Raw genomic sequence first — 17,165 nt, forward strand, 5'->3', positions numbered from 1 at the left:
AGGCGCAGCGCCGCGTCAGCGGCGCGCGCGAATGCACAGAAAGGCCGGCGCCAGCGACAGCTCCGCATGGAGCCGTTCCGACACGGCTTTCATCTCGGGCAGCGGTGTCGGTTCGACGAAGCGGTCGAGCCGCCAGCCGCCGTCGGCGAGCGCATTCAGGATGTCGGCAAGCGGCCGCCGCCACGCTTCGACGTACGGCCTCGGCTCGCCGAACCCCGACCAGTGGAAACCGAAACGGGACGTGTCGAAGTACGTGCCCTCCCCGCGCGTGCGTTCGTCCATCCAGTCGCGCATCGGATGCGCCATCGAGAACACGAGCGTTCCCCCCGGCCGCGCGACGCGTCTGAATTCGCGCAGCGTCGGCGCGAGATCGCGCACGTAGTCGAGCGCGAGCGAGCACAGGACCTTGTCGACCGACGCGTCGGGCAGCCACGCGAGCGGCGCCTCCAGGTCGCCTTCCCTGACGTCGACCGCCAGCCCGGCGCAGCGCGTTCGCGCGAGCGCGATCATCTCCGGCGTCACGTCGAACGCATGCACGATCGCACCGTGGCCGGCGAGATGCGCGCTGCAGATGCCGGGCCCGCAGCCGGCGTCGAGCACCGTCAGGCCGTCGACGTCGCCGAGCAGTGCCAGGGTCGCCGGACGCTCGTAGAGCGCGTTGTGCGCCTTCGTCGGCGCGATGTCCGCATAGCGTTGTGCGAAGCTCGCGTAAGCGCGGCGGCCGGGTGGTTCGTTTGGTTCGTTTGGTTCGTTTGGTTCGTTTGGTTCGTTTGGTTCGTTTGGTTCGTTTGGTTCGTTTGGTTCGTTCGGTTCGGTCATGCGGCATCCGTCGGTCGAAACTGGGCAGGCCGATTCTGCCCGATCGGAATGCGGATGGCGACTGCCGTCGCGGCTGCGTCAGGACAGGCTGTCGAGCAACCGATACCAGGCGACCCCGGCGGCGATATAGAAGCGTTGCAGCCCGTGCAACGGAATCGGCCGGATCGGCGTGACGCGGAACGGCAGCGGCAGTTGCGCATCGCCCGACAGATGCGCGGCCAGATGCTTGCCGAGCGTCGTCGCCATCGCGATGCCGCGACCGTTGTAGCCGAGTGCGATCGTCACGCCCGGCGAGGGCTCGTGTACGTGCGGCAGGAAATCCGCGGTGATCGCGACGCGGCCTGCCCAGCGGTATTCGAACCGGACACCCTTCAGTTGCGGATACAACAGCGTCGTCGCGCGTTCGAGATGGCACCAGTCGCCCGGCGCGCGAGGTTCGGCGAACGGGCCGCGGCCACCCATCAGCAGGCGCCCGGCCGCGTCACGGCGGAAGTACAGCAATAGACGCCGCGCATCCGATGCGACCTCGCCGCCGGCGAGGATGTCGCGACCGAGATCCGGCGCGAGCGGTTGCGTCGCGACGATGAAACTGTTCGCGGCGATCACCGACTGACGCAAACCGGGCCACAGCCCGTCCGTGTAGCCGTTGGTCGCGATCACGACACGCTCCGCCGACAGCGTCGCGCCGCCGGACGTCGCGATCCGCCAGCGGCCGTCGGCGCGCGTCAGCCCGACGGCGCGGGTCAACCCGTGCACGACCGCCCCGCTCGCCTGTGCGGCGCGCACGAGGCCGCGCGTATAGCTGAGCGGCTGCACGCTGCCCGCGCGGCGATCGATCCAGCCGCCCGCATACGCTGGCGTGCCGAGCCGCCGCGCGACGTCGTCGCGGTCGAGCACGTCGACCGGCGCGCCGCGCGCGGCCCACTGCTGCGCACGGCGGGCAACCGTGTCGAGCATCGCGGCGGTCGGCGCCGGCTGGATCCAGCCCTGGCGACGCGCATCGCAGTCGATCGCGTGCCGCTCGATCAGGTCGAACACCGTGTCGGCCGCGCCGCCGACGATGCCGGCAAGCTGCTCGCCGGCCTCGTCGCCGAACCGGCGGACGAGTTCGTCCGGGTCGTATTTCAGCCCGGGGATCACTTGCCCGCCGTTGCGGCCCGATGCGCCCCAGCCCGGCTGCGCGCCGTCGATCACGCGAACGTTCACGCCGCGTTCGGCCAGGTGAAGCGCGGTCGACAGGCCCGTGAAGCCGGCGCCGACGATCGCCACGTCGCACGACACGGACGCATCGAGCGCGGGCGTATCGGGCGCCGGCGCGGCGGTCGCCGCCCACAGCGAATCCGGCCACGGCGAGTCGGGCCATGCGGGTGCCGCGTTCGTTGCGCTCATGTTCGATCCGGGTTGTCGGCACCGTCCGACACCAGCAGGCGGCGCAGAAATTCCTGCGTGCGGGGATGGGTCGGCTGCGTGAGCACGATGCGCGCCGGTCCGCTTTCGCAGATGGTGCCGTCGTGCAGGAAGCACACGCGGTCGGCCACCTCGCGCGCGAATGCCATTTCGTGCGTGACGACCACCATGGTCATTCCGTCGCGGGCGAGCCCGCGCATCACGCCGAGCACTTCGCCGACGAGCTCGGGGTCGAGCGCCGACGTCGGCTCGTCGAACAGGATCGCCTGCGGCTCCATCGCGAGCGCGCGTGCGATCGCGACGCGCTGCTGCTGCCCGCCAGACAGCTCGGACGGATACGCATTCATCCGGTGCGCGAGTCCGACCTTGTCGAGCAGCGCGCGGGCCTGCTCGCGCGCCTGCGCGGCCGGCATGCGCCGCACGTGCACGGGCCCTTCCATCACGTTCTCGAGCGCCGTGCGGTGCGCGAACAGGTTGAAGCGCTGGAACACCATGCCGACCCGCATTCGCAGCTCGTGGATCCGCTTCGAATGCGCATCGACCTTCACGCCGTCGATCGTGATCGACCCTTCGTCGTAGGTCTCGAAGCCGTTGATACAGCGCAGCACGGTCGACTTGCCGGAGCCGGACGGTCCGATCAGGCATACGACCTCACCCGGCTGCACGTCGAGGCTCACGCCCTTCAGTACCGCGTGTTGCTGGAAGCGTTTGTGTATCGAATCGATCAGGATCATGCGCCTCTCCTCAGGGCGAGCCGCTTGCCGAGCCGGTTCACGCCGAACATCAGCGGCAGGCCGAGCGCGAGATACAGCAGCGCGACGAGCGTGTAGACGCTCATGTTCTGGAACGTCGACGACGCAATCAGCTGGCCGGCGCGCGTGATTTCCGCGACGGTGATCGTCGACGCGACCGACGAATCCTTCAGCAGCATCACCAGCGTGTTGCCGTACGGCGGCAGCGCGATGCGGAACGCCTGCGGCAGCACCACGCGCCGCATGATCATCGGACCGCGCATGCCGATCGCGTGCGCGGCCTCGATCTGGCCGCGGTCGATCGCCTCGATGCCCGCGCGGAAGTTCTCGGCTTGATACGCCGAATACGCGATGCCGAGGCCGAGCACGCCGGCCTGGAACGCCGACAGTTGCACGCCGAGATCGGGCAGCACGAAGTACATGTAGAACAGTTGCACGATGATCGGCAGCCCGCGGATCACGTTGACGATCGTGCTGCCGGCCGTCGATATCGCACGATTGCGCGACACCTTCAGCAACGCGAGGATCAGCCCGAGCACGGAGCTGAGCACGAACGCGCATGCCGTGATCTCGATCGTGACCACCGCGCCCTTCAGCAGGATCGGCAGGAAATCGATCGCGTTCTGAAAAAACATGAGGTCTCCTATGCGACGTCCTGACGGCTCGCCGCGATGGATGCCCGCGACGCACGGGCGATGTCGGCCGGGAATCGCGCGACGGCGCTCAGCTCATATGCCACTTCTGCAGGATCTGCTGCAGCGTGCCGTCGCCCTTCATTTTGCGGATCGCGCCGTTGAGCTGTTCGAGCGTCACGGTGTCGCCCTTGCGCACGATGAAGCAAACCTGCCCCTTCACGACGCTCTGGTATTCGGGCACGAGCCGCACCTGGCGATTGACGCCGTGCTCGATCTGGTACGCGACGATCGGCTGGTCGGCGAAGCCGGCCTTGATACGCCCGAGCGCGACGTCGCGCATGATGTCGGCGATCGAATCGTAGGTCCGGACTTCCTTGAAGATGCCCTTCTTGTTGAGCGCGTCGACGAACGCCGTGCCGACCTGCGCGCCGACCACCTGCCCCTTGAAATCGTCCATCGACGTATAGCGGCCCGGGTCGTCGGCCTTCACGATCAGGCCTTCGCCGAACGTGTAGACGGTGTCGGAGAAATCGACGACCTGCTGACGCGCCGCCGTCTTCAGCATCGCGGCCGAAATGATGTCGATCTTCTGCGTGGTGAGTGACGGGATCAGCGCCGAGAACACGGTCTGCTGCACGTCGACGCGAAACCCGGCCGACTTCCCGGCCGCGGTGATCGCATCGACCATCATCCCCTGGATCGAATTGCTCTTGACGTCGAGAAACGTGAACGGCACGCCGGTGGCCGTCGCCCCGACCTTCAGCGTCGGCTCGGCCGCAACGGCGCTCGCCGAAGCCGTGGAGAGTGCAATACAGGCGGCGAAACCGGCGGCCAGTGCGCCGAACCGCTTGATGAACGAAACCATGTTGTCTCCTTCTCGAATAACCCGGTGCGCCGGCCGGTCGCTGATCGACACCGCGACGATGACTCGATCTTAAAACGAATCAAAAATATCGCAAATAGATTTTTGCGTATCGATATTCGATACGATATGATGCGATATCGAATCGATCCCGCTCCTCGCCATGGAAACGTCACCCGATCAATCAACCGATCTGCTCTTCAACCAGTCGCTGGAAAAAGGGCTCAACGTGCTGCGTGCATTCAGCGCGAAGCGGCGCACGATGACGCTGGCGGAAGTGGCCGACGCGGCGGGGATGACGAAAAGCTCCGCGCAGCGGATGGTCTATACGCTCGAGAAGCTCGGCTACCTCCGCAAGCATCCGGTCACGCGGCGGTACCAGCTCACGCCGCACGTGATGCGGATCGGCTTCAACTATCTCGCGGCGGATACGTTGATCGACGTCGCGAATCCGTTCCTGTCCGAGCTCACGAACCTGACCGGCGAAACCACCAACCTCACCGAGCCGGACGAGGACGAAATGGTGTACGTCGCGCGTTTCGTGTCGACGAAGTTCGTGCCGATCCACATGCCGATCGGTAGCCGTATCCCGATGTACTGCACCGGCTCCGGCCGCGCGTTCCTGAGCGCGTTGCCGCCCGGCGACGCGCGCGCGCGGCTCGACGGCATGGTGCGCACGCCGCATACGCCGCGCACGGTCACGGCGCTCGACGATCTCGTCGCGCTGCTCGACAGTGCACGACGCGAAGGCTACGCGACCAACCAGGAAGAACTGTTCATCGGCGACATGTCGATTGCGGCGCCCGTGCTCGGCAGTCAGGGGCAGCCCGTCGCGGCCGTGCACGTGGTCGCGCCGACGAGCCGCTGGACGTTCGACGATGCGCGCCGCAAGCTCGCGCCGGCGGTGATCGACTGCGCGCGCGGCATCAGCAATTCGATCAGAACGCTTGAATAGCGTCGATGAAATGGCACACGGCGCGCCGCTGCATCGCGCAACGGCGTTTGATCGCTACCGCGGCTTTGGCGAATGCTCGGTCCGATAGGTACTGTTCGGGTGCAATACGAGGCGCTTCGCCGCGGCGTCCAGTTCCTTGCCGTGATATAGATCGATGCACTTCAGGAAGTCGAACTTCACGTCCCTCACTTCCGCATCGACAACCGGATTGCGATAGTCGCGAGCGAGATACTTCGCGACCAGCGCGCGAATGACGTCCGGCGCATGTTCCATGTCGTAGTAGGTCCAGTCGCGCAACGCACTGGTACTGCTGCCGATGTCCTTGCTCACGCCCGACGCCGGGGTGTAAGCGGTCGCCAGACACTCGGCCAGCACCATGTCCTTGAAGTTCTGGAGGTACGTGCGTGAGCCGGCCTGCGGCGACGTTTGTGCGGCGTCCTTCGCCATAACCATCGCCGGTTGAAGCGCGATGCACGCCAACACGGCAGCGATCCGGGCTCCCCTCATGACAGGCTCCAGAAATTTGCGCGATCGGTACGATACCGCGCGCCCGGTTCGTTGAAGTAGCAATGGTCGTAACACGTCCGCCCGTTGAACAGCGTGGCGTGGCCCTGCGCATCGCTCCACCCCGACACCTCGAACAGGATGACACCCTGTCGATCTGCAAGTGGCCCTCCGTTCGACGGCGGGAATTCGACACGCTCTGCCTTTCCCCATCGTTGCTCGAGAAAACGAATCAAGTCCCTGACACGAAAGAAGTATTGCCGATTGTCTCTGCCCGACACCGTTTGCCCGGGAATTCGAGGCATCACCATGCCGGCTTCGCCGAGGATATAACTCATCCTCACCGCGCAGGTATTGCTCCATCGCTCCGTCGGACTCGGATTGTTGACGTTCTTCTCGACGTATCCACCTATCACTTTCGCCACGCGCTCACCCGAACGTGCCGGGTCGTAGATTCGCTGAGATGCCGCCCACGCAACGGCAAATGACGGTCGTTTCACCTTGACTCCTTGTTGTTGGAATGAATTCGACTCGAGGAACCGCATCGAAGACTGGCAACGGCTCATGTGCTCCGACTACCTTCGAATCCATCGAATCAGTGCGTCATGATGCGCGATCCGAAAGTATTTTGTAATGATAGAGACTTCCGGACGCCGATCCTCCTTCTATTTCGCCCCCTGGTTTTCCCCAACCCCGTCCGACTTGACTGCGCTGCGCCGATCGTCAAAACTTCGCACATCGTCAGTGTGATCACAGATCGCAGATCAAACCCAGGAGAACCCCGCCTTGCCGCCTCGTATCGTCCCGCCCGCACTGAAAGTCATCGAACAGGAAACGATGGCCGACAAGGTCTACCAGCAACTGCGCGAAGCGCTGATGAGCGGGCGCTTCGCGCCTGGCCAGGCGCTGAGCCTGCGCAGCGTCGCCGAGGCCGTCGGCTCGTCGACGATGCCCGTGCGTGCCGCGCTCACGCGGCTGCGCGCCGAACGCGCACTGGTCGATGGCCCGAATCGGGCGCTCGTCGTCCCGCCGATGACGCTCGACATGCTCGACGAACTGCGCGACGTGCGGATCGCGCTCGAAGGCTGCATCGCCGAGCGCGCGTGCGCACGGATGACCGATGCGCAGATCGCGGCCGTGCGCAAGACCTGCGAGACGATGCAGGCGCACGTCGAGGCCGGCCGCTCGCGCGCCTACCTGCAAAGCAATTTCGCGTTCCACAGCGCGATCTACGCGCACGGCGCCAGCGAAAACACGCTCGCGATCGTCGAGAACCTGTGGATGCGCGTCGGCCCGTTCCTCAACATGGTCGCGCTCGACATCCCGCACATGCGGCGCTCGATGGATGCGCACCGCGCGATCGTCGATGCGCTCGAACGGCGCGACGGCACGGGCGTGCGGGCCGGCATCGCGCTCGACATCGGCGGCGCCGCGCACGATCTCGCCGAGACGCTGCGGGCCGAACAGACGCCGCGAACCGTGAACGCGAAACCGTAGCGGCCGCTTGCCACCGCCGCCCCTTTCATGAGCGGCCGCAATCCCACTAGATCAACGATGGAGACAACCCGCATGACAGCTTCCGACCTGCTGAAACCCTATGACGGCCTGCGCGTCCTCGTGACGGGCGGCGCGTCGGGCATCGGTCTCGAAATCGCCGACGCGTTCGCCGGATGCGGCGCGCGCGTGCACGTGTGCGACGCGTCGCAAGCCGCGATCGCGGCGCTCGCCGACCGGCCGCCGCGTGCCGGGGCCGGCGCGATCGGCGCGACGCTGGCCGATGTATCGGACCCGGCCGCCGTCGAGCGCGTGTTCGCCGACGTATCGACCCGGCTCGGCGGCCTCGACGTGCTGGTCAACAACGCGGGCATCGCCGGGCCGACCGGCGGTATCGACGAAATCGATCCCGTTCAATGGGAACAAACGGTCGCGATCAATCTGACCGCGCAATTCCAGTTCGCGCGCCGCGCGGTGCCGCTGCTGCGCGAGTCGAAACACGGCGGCGCGATCATTGCGCTGTCGTCGGTCGCCGGCCGGCTCGGCTACGCGTTCCGCACGCCGTATGCGGCCACCAAATGGGCGGTGGTCGGCCTCGTGAAGAGCCTCGCGATCGAACTCGGGCCGCAGGGCATCCGCGTGAACGCGATCCAGCCCGGCATCGTGCGCGGCCCGCGGATGCGCCGCGTGATCGAGGCACGCGCGCAGCAGCTCGGCATCGGCTACGACGAGATGGAGAAGCGCTATCTCGAGAAGATCTCGCTGCGGCGCATGACCGATCCGGCCGAGATCGCCGCGACCGCGCTGTTCCTGTGCTCGCCGGGCGGACACGGGATCACCGGGCAGGCGATCTCCGTCTGCGGCAACGTCGAAGTGCTCTGACGCCTCCTGCATCGCTCATCGAAAGGAATTCATCCATGGCAAACGCTCGCAAAGTCATCATCACCTGTGCGCCGACCGGCGCGATCCACACGCCGTCGATGTCGCCGTACCTGCCCGTGACGCCGCACGAAATCGAAACGGCCGCGGTCGCGGCCGCGCAGGCCGGCGCGGCGATCCTCCACTTGCACGCACGCAACCCGTCCGACGGCAAACCGACGCAGGATCCTGCCGTGTTCGCCGAATTCCTGCCGCGCATCAAGGCGCAGACCGACGCGGTGATCAACCTCACGTCGGGCGGCAGCCCGCACATGACGGTCGACGAACGGCTGCAGCCCGCGCTGCATTTCCAGCCCGAGGTCGCGTCGTTAAACATGGGTTCGATGAACTTCGGCCTGTACCCGATGCTCGAGCGCTTCCGCGAGCTGAAGCATCCGTGGGAGCGCGAACATCTCGAGAAAAGCCGCGATCTCGTGTTCAAGAACACGTTCGCCGACATCGAGACGATCCTCACGCGCTGCGGCGCGAACGGCACGCGTTTCGAATTCGAGTGCTACGACATCTCGCATTTGTACAACCTCGCGCACTTCGTCGATCGCGGGCTGGCGAAGCCGCCGTTCTTCGTGCAAAGCGTGTTCGGCCTGCTCGGCGGGATCGGCGCGCATCCGGAGGATCTGATGCACATGCGCCGGACGGCCGACCGCCTGTTCGGCAGCGATTACGTGTGGTCGATCCTCGGCGCCGGGCGCAACCAGATTCCGCTCGCGACGATCGGCGCGGCGCAGGGTGCGAACGTACGCGTCGGGCTCGAGGATTCGCTGTGGATCGCGCCGGGCAAGCTCGCGGAATCGAGCGCCGCGCAAGTCCTGAAAATGCGTCAGGTGCTCGAAGGCCTGTCGCTCGAGATCGCGACGCCGGCCGAGGCGCGCGCGATGCTCGCACTCAAGGGCGGCGACGCGGTGAATTTCTGATCGCCGGGTCGCGCCCCCAACACCTGCATCCGCAAGCGCAGTGACAAGGCGCCGGCCCGAGCCGGCCGGCGCCAGGACGCCCTTCATCGCCCCGCTCCGTTCGAGCGCCGCCGGCGCGGCTCCGTCGTCTGCCCATCCGCTGCCTGCACCGCAGCGGCATCCGCCGAACGCGGCGCGCCGTGCTTGCCGTGCGCGCCGGTTCGCCCTTACCGGAGTCGTCCGCATGTCCACTCATCACGCTCAGGCCCTGTCGTCCGCCGCCGGCGACGCGAACGCGTCGCTGAACCGGCTGCTGTTCCGCAAGCTCATGCCGCTGCTGATCGCCGCGTATGTGATCAGCTTTCTCGACCGCACCAACATCGCGTTCGCCAAACATTCGATGGGCGTCGATCTCGGCATTTCATCGGCCGCGTACGGGCTCGGCGCGGGGCTGTTCTTTCTCACCTACGCGCTCTTCGAAATCCCGAGCAACCTGATCATGCATCGCGTCGGTGCGCGCTTCTGGATCACGCGGATCATGATCACGTGGGGCGCGCTGTCGGTCGCGATGGCGTTCGTGAGCGGCGAGACGTCGTTCTACGTGATGCGCCTGCTGCTCGGCGTGGCCGAAGCCGGCCTGTTTCCCGGCGTGATGTTGTATCTGACGTACTGGTTCGGCCGCGAGGAGCGTGCGCGCGCCACCGGCTATTTCCTGCTCGGCGTGTGCATCGCCAACATCGTCGGCGGCCCGCTGGCCGGCGCGCTGATCGAGCTCGACGGCACGCTCGGCTTCCACGGCTGGCAATGGCTGTTCGTCGTCGAAGGCATTCCGGCGATCCTGCTCGCGTTCGTCGTATGGACCCGGTTGCCGGACCGGCCGAGCGCCGCGCCGTGGCTCGCCCCGGAAACCGGCCGCGCGCTCGAACGCAAGCTGGCCGCCGAACAGGACGCGGGCGTCGCCGCGCACGGCGGCCACGCGTTCGGCGCCGCACTGCGCGATCCGCAGATCTGGCTCGCGATCTTCGTGTACTTCTGCCACCAGTTGACCATCTACACGGTGATCTTCTTCCTGCCCGGCATCATCGGGGCGTCGGGGCGTCTTTCGCCGTTCGCGGTCGGATTGCTGACGTCGCTGCCCTGGCTCGCCGCCGCGCTCGGAGCCGGGACGCTGCCGCGCTTCGCTCGCGAGTCGCGTCATTCGCGCCGCATGCTGTGTGCGGGGCTGGTGGTCATGGCGGCCGGGATGATCGGCGCCGCGCATGCGTCGCCGTTGGCGGGGCTGCTCTGCGTGTGCGTGGCCGCGTCGATGTTCTTCGTCGTACAGTCGATCGTGTTCACGTTTCCGGCTTCGCGACTCGCCGGCAGCGCGCTGGCCGGCGGGCTCGGGCTCGTGAATACGTGCGGGTTGCTCGGCGGTCTCGTCGGGCCGACCGTCGTCGGCGCGATCGAACAGGCGACCGGCGATGCGAAGAACGGGCTGACGCTGCTGGCGGCCGCACTCGTCGTCGCGGCGTTCGCGAGCCTCGCGTTGCGTCACGGACACGAGCACGCCGACGTGCGCTCGCGCGACTGAAGTCGGGCGAGACGCCAGCCGGCAGGATGCGGGCTCACCGCCGCCCGCATCTCGTCTCGCCTCGCTTCGCCTCGTCAGAACAGATACATCCCCGCGACGAACACAACGCCCGAGAACAGCAGCGTCGTCACGCAATATCCCATGATGTCGCGCGCGGCGAGCCCTGCGATGGCGCCCCGCCGTCAATAGCCGATCCCATCATGCGTGTGCGAGACCGTGAGCCGACGAACGTCCGTCTCGCCGATTCTCTTTCGGCAGCCCCTGCCCCCGAGGGCGTGTTCACGCCCTAGCGCAGCAGCGCAACGTTCTCGTCGATTCGACGCTGAATGTCCGTCAACGTGTCTTCCGTGATGATCCCCTCGTAGCGGCGCTTCGCAATGGCCGAGAACTGGCTGGCCACTCCGCACATTGCGTCGATCATGTCGCCGGCAGCGGCTGCGGAAAGCTCCGCTTCCTTTGCCAGTCCGACCAATGCCGCCCGGTCGACCCGCAGCGCCTCGCCCATGACGTCCATTTGGTGGTAACCGCCCGGCCCCTCGCAGAATGTCACGTCGTAGGCCGGCGCGAGTTTCCACTGGCCGGATCGCGACATGACGTATGCGAAGTTTTTCGGATGATCGTCGCGATTGTTGAACGCGACATTGAAGACAGCCCGTTCCAACGCCCGCGCCTTCTCGCGTACGTCGTTGGTGCACATGTGAGTCGCGCGCAAGAAGTTCACGTAGTCCAGCGCACCCGGCGTTTTGTAATCGGCACCGGTAAACGCGGCAACGCTTTGCATGGGCACGCGCAGACCGTCCCGTCGATCGAAACGCCTGGACGCAAATGCCGCCATCCCGTCAGGCAAATCGAAATGCAGCGTGTCCGGGGTCTCGATGCCGCACATGCGCAAGCACTCGGCGTAGACCATTTCGATCGCGCACACCTCGGGATGCTCTTGCCGAGCCGGGAACTTGACCAACCATGCTTCAAAACCCGCCACCGCGGCCGTGGTAAAAACGCCGGACTGCGGATCACGATAGACCAGGGCCTTCGGCCTGGCACCCTGCGGAGAGCCGCCCACCTGCAGCAGTTGATGAAGGAATTCGCCGCCCTCACCATTGAGGACTTCCTGTACCTCGGCCGCGAGCCGGTCGAGAGGAATATCCGGCTGCGGTGCCTGGATCTCGAGCGCGACCGGCTCGAACGACATGGCGCCCATTGCGTGGTTGCCAATGTAAGCCAACCGCTCCAGCGGCCCGATGCGTGCCGCGTTGAGACCGCGGCGTTTGAACAAGCGGTCCATGAGCAACATGCCCCATCCGTCGGGCAGCGCGTCATAGACTGGGCCGGGCAATCCCAGCTGGTGGGACGGAAAGTCCTTGCGCAGCCTCGCCCCATGCAATGGGAGCGCATAAGACGACAGTTCCAGCCCCCTCTTGCGCGCGTCATCGCTATATTCGAATACGATCAACGGGCGCCCCGTGATCGCCGTCGTAGAAACCATCGACCCCCACAGCCAGTGCTCCCCCCAGCCGTCATAGTAGACATCGATCCGCTCGATCATTTCTGGTTGCCCCTCTTGACGCGCTGACGTTTGGCACTTTTTTCATACCGGTGAACGTCTTCCAGACTATCGAGCTTCGGCAGGAACAGTCCTTCGAGTTCCTTGCTTCGTCCCAGGACCATGGCTACACGAACTACCGTCTCGAAGCTCACATTGCGTCCGGCCTCCAGGTTGGACACGGTATTGGAACCGACGCCGGCACGCGCGGCTACGTCGCTCTGCGTCAGTTGCAACGCCAGCCGCTCCGTGCGAAGCCTCGCGCAAAGCAGTGTGACGATTTCATCGGGCTTGCGAAAACTTAATTCCAACATAGTGGGCCTTCCCGCGTGATATCTTTCGTAACCCACAATATCATAGAGTTACAGGAGGGATGCACTCCGGAAATATAATTCCCTGATGTTGTGTCTTATTGGGGGAATTTCCCAGATAATCTACTCCAAAACGGAATTGATGCGTCAGCGATGCATGCTCTTCCCGTACCCACCAGTCGCCCCTCCAGATACGCCATGTCGTGGATGGATCGCCGCGCTCATCGATGCGTATACGAGCCCTGGCGTGAGCCCGCTAGCGAGCAAACCGCCTCCGGCGTGCCGACGGCTGCGATCGCTGTCGCTCGCCGCTCCGCCAGCTTCTGCGCAAGCCTATACGCCACAAGCGACCCCGCCATGGCCAGCAGCATCGGCACAAGGCTGTCGTGATTCGCACGCGTGAATTCGAGCAGCAGCACGACCGCCGTGATCGGCATCTGCATCGACGCGGCGAGAAACGCCGTCGCACCGATCAGCGCGCATCCGCCGAGCGATGCTCCGGGCCACACGGCGCCCCACAGGCCGCCGAGCACGACACCGAGCAGCGCGCCGTTCGCGAGACCCGGCGTCAGCAGCCCGCCTTCCGCGCCGGCCCGCAAGCTGCCTGCCTCGATCAGCACCTTCAGCACGAGCAGCGCCGCCGCGAGGCCGATCGTCAGCGTGCCGTCGAACCCCAGCGACGCCGGCCCTTTGCCATTGCCGAGCAGTTGCGGAAACCACATCGCCAGCACGCCAATCACCGCGAAGTTGAGCAGCGCGAACACCGGTAGCCGCCAGTCCTTCGGCGCGTCCGCGCGCGCGCGGGTCGTGAGCCGCACGAAACCGTACGCGGCGAAGCCGAACAGCGGCCCGCAGACGACGGACCATGTGACGAGCGGCGTGCTCAGCACGAACGCCGGCACCGTGTACTGGTGCTCGTTGCCGAGGCCGATCCACGCGACGACCGCCGCGATCGCCGACGTCGCGATCGCCACGATCAGCGCCCGCAATTCGAACGTGCCGAGCAGCACCTCGAGCACGAAGATCGCGCCGCCGAGCGGCACGTTGTAGACGGCCGCAAGCCCCGCGCCGGCGCCGCACGCGACCATCAGCCGGCAGTCGTCGGGCGTGAGCCCCGCCGCATGAGCAAAGCGCCCCGCGAGCAGCGAACCGATCTCGCGCGGCGCGACTTCGCGGCCGAGCGGCGAGCCGAGCGCGACGGTGACGATCTGCAGCAGCGCGTGGACCGTCGTGCTGACGAACGGCATCCGCGGATCGGCCGCGCGCACCGCGCGTCGGATGCCGACGAGCGGCCGGCCATACCGGTAAAGCGCCCACCAGCCGCCGCCGGCGACGATCCCGCAAACCACCAGCACGGCGAGCCGGCGCAGCGGCTCGGCCCCGGTCACGCCACCGAGGAAACTCTCGGCTCCGATCACGTGCGCGACGCTGTAACCGTACGCGATGTGCTGGATCGCATGCAGCAGCAGCGCGAGCAGCATGCCGCCGAGACCCGCGCCGATGCCGGTCAGGATCGTGACGACGGCCATGCGCGCGAACGGGCTGGCGGTCGACGAAGAAGAAGCGGGAGCGGACGGAAGATCGAGGCGCATGGGGTCGGCGAGCGGGAATTGAAAAGACGGCGCGCACCGCGCACGCCGCCGTCAGGACCGCATCGTAGGCTTGCGCCCATCATGAGACAAACGTATTTTTCTAATCGACTCATGCATTTTATGAATGCACGAGGCCGGCGGGCCGTGAGGGTCCGCCTTCGTGTCAATCCGAATAGGTGATGCGCTCCGGTTCGCGCCGCATGATGACCTTCCCGTGGCGCACCGACAGCGTGGCCTTCGCCTGCCGGCGCACGGCTTCGTAGTCGCTGTCCGCGTCGAGCACGACGAGATTCGCCGGACGCCCGACCGCGATGCCGTACCCGTCGCCGAGGTGCATCGTCGTCGCGCTGTGGTCGGTCACGAAGTCGAGGCAGCGCTGCAGATCCTGGTACCCCATCATGTGGCAGATATGGAGGCCCGCATCGAGCACGCGCAGGATGTTGCCGTTGCCGAGCGGATACCACGGATCCTTGATCGAGTCCTGCCCGAAGCACACGTTGAGCCCGGCACGGTCGAGCTCCGCGACGCGCGTGACGCCGCGCCGCTTCGGAAACGTGTCGAAGCGCCCCTGCAGATGGATGCTCTCGGTCGGGCACGAGATGAAATTCAGTCCCGCCCGCTTCAGCAACCGGAACAGCTTCGAACAGTACGCGTTGTCGTACGAACCCATCGCGGTGGTGTGGCTCGCGGTGACGCGTGCGCCCATGCCGCGCACGCGCGCTTCCTCCGCGAGCACTTCCAGAAAGCGCGAATGCGGATCGTCGGTCTCGTCGCAGTGCACGTCGACGAGGCAGCCCGTGCGTTCCGCGAGATCCATCAGGAAGCGGATCGAGCTGACACCTTGCTCCCGCGTGTTCTCGAAATGCGGAATCCCGCCGACGACGTCCGCGCCGAGGTCGATCGCCTGCTCCATCAGCGCGCGGCCGCCGTCGAACGATTCGATGCCCTCCTGCGGGAACGCGACGATCTGCAGGTCGATCAGACCGCTCGCCTCGTCCTTCACTTCCCGCATCGCCTTCAACGCGGCGAGCGTCGGATCGGTCACGTCGACGTGCGTGCGCACGTGCTGGATCCCGTGGTCGCGCAGCATGCCGATCGCCGCATGCGCGCGTGCCTTCGTGTCCTCGTGCGTGATCGTCGCCTTGCGCTCGGCCCAGCGCTCGATGCCCTCGAACAGTGTGCCGCTCATGTTCCACGCGGGTTCGCCTGCCGTCAGCACGGCATCGAGATGGATATGCGGTTCGACGAGCGGCGGAATCGCGAGACGGCCGCCGCCATCGATATGGTCGGGGTTCGTCGATGCGATCGGTGCGGTTTGCGCGTCGATCCGCGCGATCCTGTCGGCATCGATGCCGATCGTGAACAGGCCGTCGCGGCCGCGCAGGCGTACGTTGAACAGGTTCATGGGGAAGCCCTTGTCGTATGCGTGAACACGGCCGCGCGATCTGCGTCGGCGGCCGTGCGGTCCGGGCGACCAGTATGGAGGAAAAGCAGCGACACGCGCACGGGCCGCGCATGTTGCATCGACACGACAGCCGGGCCGCGCCGGACGGAAGCCGCGTGCCGGCCGCCGAGCAAGAACCGCCTGCCCGGCGCGCGCGCACCTCGTCGTGTCGGTTTTGTGAACGACTCTTGCCGAATCCGGAACAGTGCGCTCGCGGCCGCCGGGGCCCTGCGCGTGCCGCGCATTTCTATACTTGCGCCGAACTTTGGTTTCCAGTCCCACACGCAGGAGCTTCACGATGAAAAAAACCCTGATCGCCGGCGCGTGCGCCGCCGCCCTGTTCGCGCCGCTCGCCCACGCGCAAAGTTCGGTCACCCTGTACGGCCTGATCGACGCCGGCATCGCCTATACCAACAACGTAAACGGCGCGTCGCAGTGGCGCATGGCGACCGGCACGATCAACGGCAGCCGCTTCGGCCTGCGCGGCACCGAGGATCTCGGCGGCGGCCTGAAGGCGTTGTTCGTGCTCGAAAACGGCTTCAACGCGAACAACGGCGGGCTCGGCCAGGACGGCAAGCTGTTCGGCCGGCACGCGTACGTCGGCCTGAGCCGCGCCGGCTACGGCACGCTGACGCTCGGCCGCCAGTACGACACGATGGTCGACTTCGTCGCGCCGTTGTCGGCGACGGCCGGCGATTTCGGCGATACGGGCTTCGCGCATCCGTTCGACAACGACAACCTGAACCACTCGCTGCGCGTCAACAACGCGGTCAAGTACACGAGCGACACGATCGCGGGCTTCAAGGTCGGCGCGCTGTACGCGTTCTCCAACTCGGCGAACTTCAGCGCGAACCGCGCATACAGCGTGGCCGCGAGCTACACGAACGGCCCGCTGAAGCTGGCCGGCGCCTACCTGCAGATGAACGGCACGAAAGGCTCGACGAGCGCGAGCCCCGGCGCGACCGATTCGGCCGAAGCGAAGAGCCTGAACCAGGGCGGCTGGTCGATCGGCTCGGACCGCATGCGCACCTACGGCGGCGGCGTCAGCTACGTGTTCGGCCCGGCGACCGCCAGCTTCGTCTACACGCGCGCGCAGTACGACAACACGGGCTCGTTCGGCTCCAGCGGCCAGATCGCGTTCAACAACTACGACGTGAACGTGCGCTATGCGGTCACGCCCGCCGTCAGCGTCGGCGCGGCCTATGTCTATACGGACGCCAGCGTGTCGAATCCCGACACCAAGCACGGGACCGATCCGAAATGGCATCAGGTCGACCTGCAGGCCGTGTACAAGCTGTCGCGCCGCACCGACCTGTACGCGGAAGCGATGTTCCAGCATGCGTCGGGCCGCGGCTATCAGGCATTCATCAACACGTCGGGTGGCGCATCGAGCACGGCGAACCAGGTGGTCGGCACGATCGGCATGCGCACGCGGTTCTGACCGG

At 66.3% G+C, this 17,165-nt stretch carries 17 protein-coding genes and 1 pseudogene; 6 read left to right on the forward strand and 12 right to left on the reverse strand.

The genetic code is table 11. From position 1 onward, the window contains the following. Positions 1-15: 15 nt before the first annotated feature. The 5 genes from C4B30_RS19495 to C4B30_RS19515 form a co-directional block, all read right to left on the reverse strand. Entirely contained in the window at positions 16-819 is an 804-nt protein-coding gene (locus tag C4B30_RS19495; protein ID WP_234015441.1) for a class I SAM-dependent methyltransferase, read from the reverse strand. A 78-nt stretch (positions 820-897) separates the two neighbouring features. Beyond that, positions 898-2,208, reverse strand: coding sequence for an NAD(P)/FAD-dependent oxidoreductase (locus tag C4B30_RS19500; RefSeq protein WP_105132833.1), 1,311 nt, complete (start codon positions 2,206-2,208; stop codon positions 898-900). Next, the gene (locus C4B30_RS19505; RefSeq protein WP_027782979.1) at positions 2,205-2,960 is read right to left on the reverse strand and encodes an amino acid ABC transporter ATP-binding protein; all 756 of its coding nucleotides are present in this window, start codon (positions 2,958-2,960) and stop codon (positions 2,205-2,207) included. The genes C4B30_RS19500 and C4B30_RS19505 overlap by 4 nt, the downstream gene beginning before the upstream one ends. Next, entirely contained in the window at positions 2,957-3,613 is a 657-nt protein-coding gene (locus C4B30_RS19510) for an amino acid ABC transporter permease (RefSeq protein WP_027782978.1), read from the reverse strand. The genes C4B30_RS19505 and C4B30_RS19510 overlap by 4 nt, the downstream gene beginning before the upstream one ends. An 88-nt stretch (positions 3,614-3,701) precedes the next feature. After that, a complete protein-coding gene (locus C4B30_RS19515; protein WP_089501727.1) occupies positions 3,702-4,478 on the reverse strand; it encodes an ABC transporter substrate-binding protein in 777 nt (258 codons plus the stop codon). Positions 4,479-4,638: 160 nt separating this feature from the next. Here C4B30_RS19515 and C4B30_RS19520 point away from each other — a divergent pair, with 160 nt between their 5' ends. After that, a complete protein-coding gene (locus C4B30_RS19520; protein WP_027782976.1) occupies positions 4,639-5,430 on the forward strand; it encodes an IclR family transcriptional regulator in 792 nt (263 codons plus the stop codon). Between the two features lie 54 nt (positions 5,431-5,484). Here the strand turns inward: C4B30_RS19520 and C4B30_RS19525 are convergent, their stop codons facing one another. Together C4B30_RS19525 and C4B30_RS19530 are read right to left on the reverse strand one after the other, a co-directional pair. Then, on the reverse strand, positions 5,485-5,937 hold the full coding sequence (locus tag C4B30_RS19525; RefSeq protein ID WP_027782975.1) for a type VI secretion system amidase immunity protein Tai4: 453 nt from the start codon (positions 5,935-5,937) through the stop codon (positions 5,485-5,487). Beyond that, positions 5,934-6,434, reverse strand: coding sequence for a type VI secretion system amidase effector protein Tae4 (locus C4B30_RS19530; RefSeq protein WP_105132872.1), 501 nt, complete (start codon positions 6,432-6,434; stop codon positions 5,934-5,936). The genes C4B30_RS19525 and C4B30_RS19530 overlap by 4 nt, the downstream gene beginning before the upstream one ends. A 286-nt stretch (positions 6,435-6,720) precedes the next feature. Between C4B30_RS19530 and C4B30_RS19535 the strand changes: the two genes are divergently transcribed. The 4 genes from C4B30_RS19535 (at position 6,721) to C4B30_RS19550 (ending at position 10,830) form a co-directional block, all read left to right on the forward strand. Beyond that, positions 6,721-7,431 (forward strand): GntR family transcriptional regulator, encoded by a 711-nt coding sequence (locus C4B30_RS19535; RefSeq protein WP_027782974.1) that lies wholly within the window; start codon positions 6,721-6,723, stop codon positions 7,429-7,431. A 72-nt stretch (positions 7,432-7,503) separates the two neighbouring features. Further along, entirely contained in the window at positions 7,504-8,310 is an 807-nt protein-coding gene (locus tag C4B30_RS19540; protein WP_105132834.1) for an SDR family oxidoreductase, read from the forward strand. 35 nt (positions 8,311-8,345) lie between these two features. Continuing rightward, entirely contained in the window at positions 8,346-9,278 is a 933-nt protein-coding gene (locus C4B30_RS19545; RefSeq protein WP_006482842.1) for a 3-keto-5-aminohexanoate cleavage protein, read from the forward strand. A 223-nt stretch (positions 9,279-9,501) separates the two neighbouring features. Beyond that, complete coding sequence (locus C4B30_RS19550) at positions 9,502-10,830, forward strand: MFS transporter (RefSeq protein WP_105132835.1); 1,329 nt, start codon at positions 9,502-9,504, stop codon at positions 10,828-10,830. Positions 10,831-10,904: 74 nt separating this feature from the next. On the opposite strand, the pseudogene C4B30_RS35375 reads toward C4B30_RS19550, so the two are convergent. The 5 genes and pseudogenes from C4B30_RS35375 to codA all read right to left on the reverse strand — a co-directional run. After that, positions 10,905-11,003 (reverse strand): annotated as a pseudogene (locus C4B30_RS35375) (TIGR00366 family protein); the annotation flags it as partial. A 113-nt stretch (positions 11,004-11,116) separates the two neighbouring features. Beyond that, positions 11,117-12,376, reverse strand: a complete 1,260-nt coding sequence (locus tag C4B30_RS19555; protein ID WP_027782971.1) for a type II toxin-antitoxin system HipA family toxin — start codon at positions 12,374-12,376, stop codon at positions 11,117-11,119. Next, entirely contained in the window at positions 12,373-12,687 is a 315-nt protein-coding gene (locus tag C4B30_RS19560; RefSeq protein ID WP_089501722.1) for a helix-turn-helix domain-containing protein, read from the reverse strand. The genes C4B30_RS19555 and C4B30_RS19560 overlap by 4 nt, the downstream gene beginning before the upstream one ends. A 218-nt stretch (positions 12,688-12,905) precedes the next feature. Next, the gene (locus tag C4B30_RS19565; RefSeq protein ID WP_105132836.1) at positions 12,906-14,276 is read right to left on the reverse strand and encodes a chloride channel protein; all 1,371 of its coding nucleotides are present in this window, start codon (positions 14,274-14,276) and stop codon (positions 12,906-12,908) included. Between the two features lie 163 nt (positions 14,277-14,439). Then, the gene (gene codA, locus C4B30_RS19570) at positions 14,440-15,681 is read right to left on the reverse strand and encodes a cytosine deaminase (protein WP_105132837.1); all 1,242 of its coding nucleotides are present in this window, start codon (positions 15,679-15,681) and stop codon (positions 14,440-14,442) included. A gap of 337 nt (positions 15,682-16,018) precedes the next feature. Between codA and C4B30_RS19580 the strand changes: the two genes are divergently transcribed. Beyond that, on the forward strand, positions 16,019-17,161 hold the full coding sequence (locus tag C4B30_RS19580; protein ID WP_105132839.1) for a porin: 1,143 nt from the start codon (positions 16,019-16,021) through the stop codon (positions 17,159-17,161). Positions 17,162-17,165 lie beyond the last annotated feature (4 nt).

The sequence above is a fragment of the Burkholderia sp. BE12 genome, assembly GCF_002959955.1.
Lineage (GTDB): Bacteria > Pseudomonadota > Gammaproteobacteria > Burkholderiales > Burkholderiaceae > Burkholderia.

Coding starts and splice junctions, on each gene's coding strand:
- C4B30_RS19495 (WP_234015441.1), bottom strand. CDS start 819: ATGACCGAACCGAACGAACCAAACGAACCAAACGAACCAAACGAACCA.
- C4B30_RS19500 (WP_105132833.1), bottom strand. CDS start 2,208: ATGAGCGCAACGAACGCGGCACCCGCATGGCCCGACTCGCCGTGGCCG.
- C4B30_RS19505 (WP_027782979.1), bottom strand. CDS start 2,960: ATGATCCTGATCGATTCGATACACAAACGCTTCCAGCAACACGCGGTA.
- C4B30_RS19510 (WP_027782978.1), bottom strand. CDS start 3,613: ATGTTTTTTCAGAACGCGATCGATTTCCTGCCGATCCTGCTGAAGGGC.
- C4B30_RS19515 (WP_089501727.1), bottom strand. CDS start 4,478: ATGGTTTCGTTCATCAAGCGGTTCGGCGCACTGGCCGCCGGTTTCGCC.
- C4B30_RS19520 (WP_027782976.1), top strand. CDS start 4,639: ATGGAAACGTCACCCGATCAATCAACCGATCTGCTCTTCAACCAGTCG.
- C4B30_RS19525 (WP_027782975.1), bottom strand. CDS start 5,937: ATGAGGGGAGCCCGGATCGCTGCCGTGTTGGCGTGCATCGCGCTTCAA.
- C4B30_RS19540 (WP_105132834.1), top strand. CDS start 7,504: ATGACAGCTTCCGACCTGCTGAAACCCTATGACGGCCTGCGCGTCCTC.
- C4B30_RS19545 (WP_006482842.1), top strand. CDS start 8,346: ATGGCAAACGCTCGCAAAGTCATCATCACCTGTGCGCCGACCGGCGCG.
- C4B30_RS19550 (WP_105132835.1), top strand. CDS start 9,502: ATGTCCACTCATCACGCTCAGGCCCTGTCGTCCGCCGCCGGCGACGCG.
- C4B30_RS19555 (WP_027782971.1), bottom strand. CDS start 12,376: ATGATCGAGCGGATCGATGTCTACTATGACGGCTGGGGGGAGCACTGG.
- C4B30_RS19560 (WP_089501722.1), bottom strand. CDS start 12,687: ATGTTGGAATTAAGTTTTCGCAAGCCCGATGAAATCGTCACACTGCTT.
- C4B30_RS19565 (WP_105132836.1), bottom strand. CDS start 14,276: ATGCGCCTCGATCTTCCGTCCGCTCCCGCTTCTTCTTCGTCGACCGCC.
- codA (WP_105132837.1), bottom strand. CDS start 15,681: ATGAACCTGTTCAACGTACGCCTGCGCGGCCGCGACGGCCTGTTCACG.
- C4B30_RS19580 (WP_105132839.1), top strand. CDS start 16,019: ATGAAAAAAACCCTGATCGCCGGCGCGTGCGCCGCCGCCCTGTTCGCG.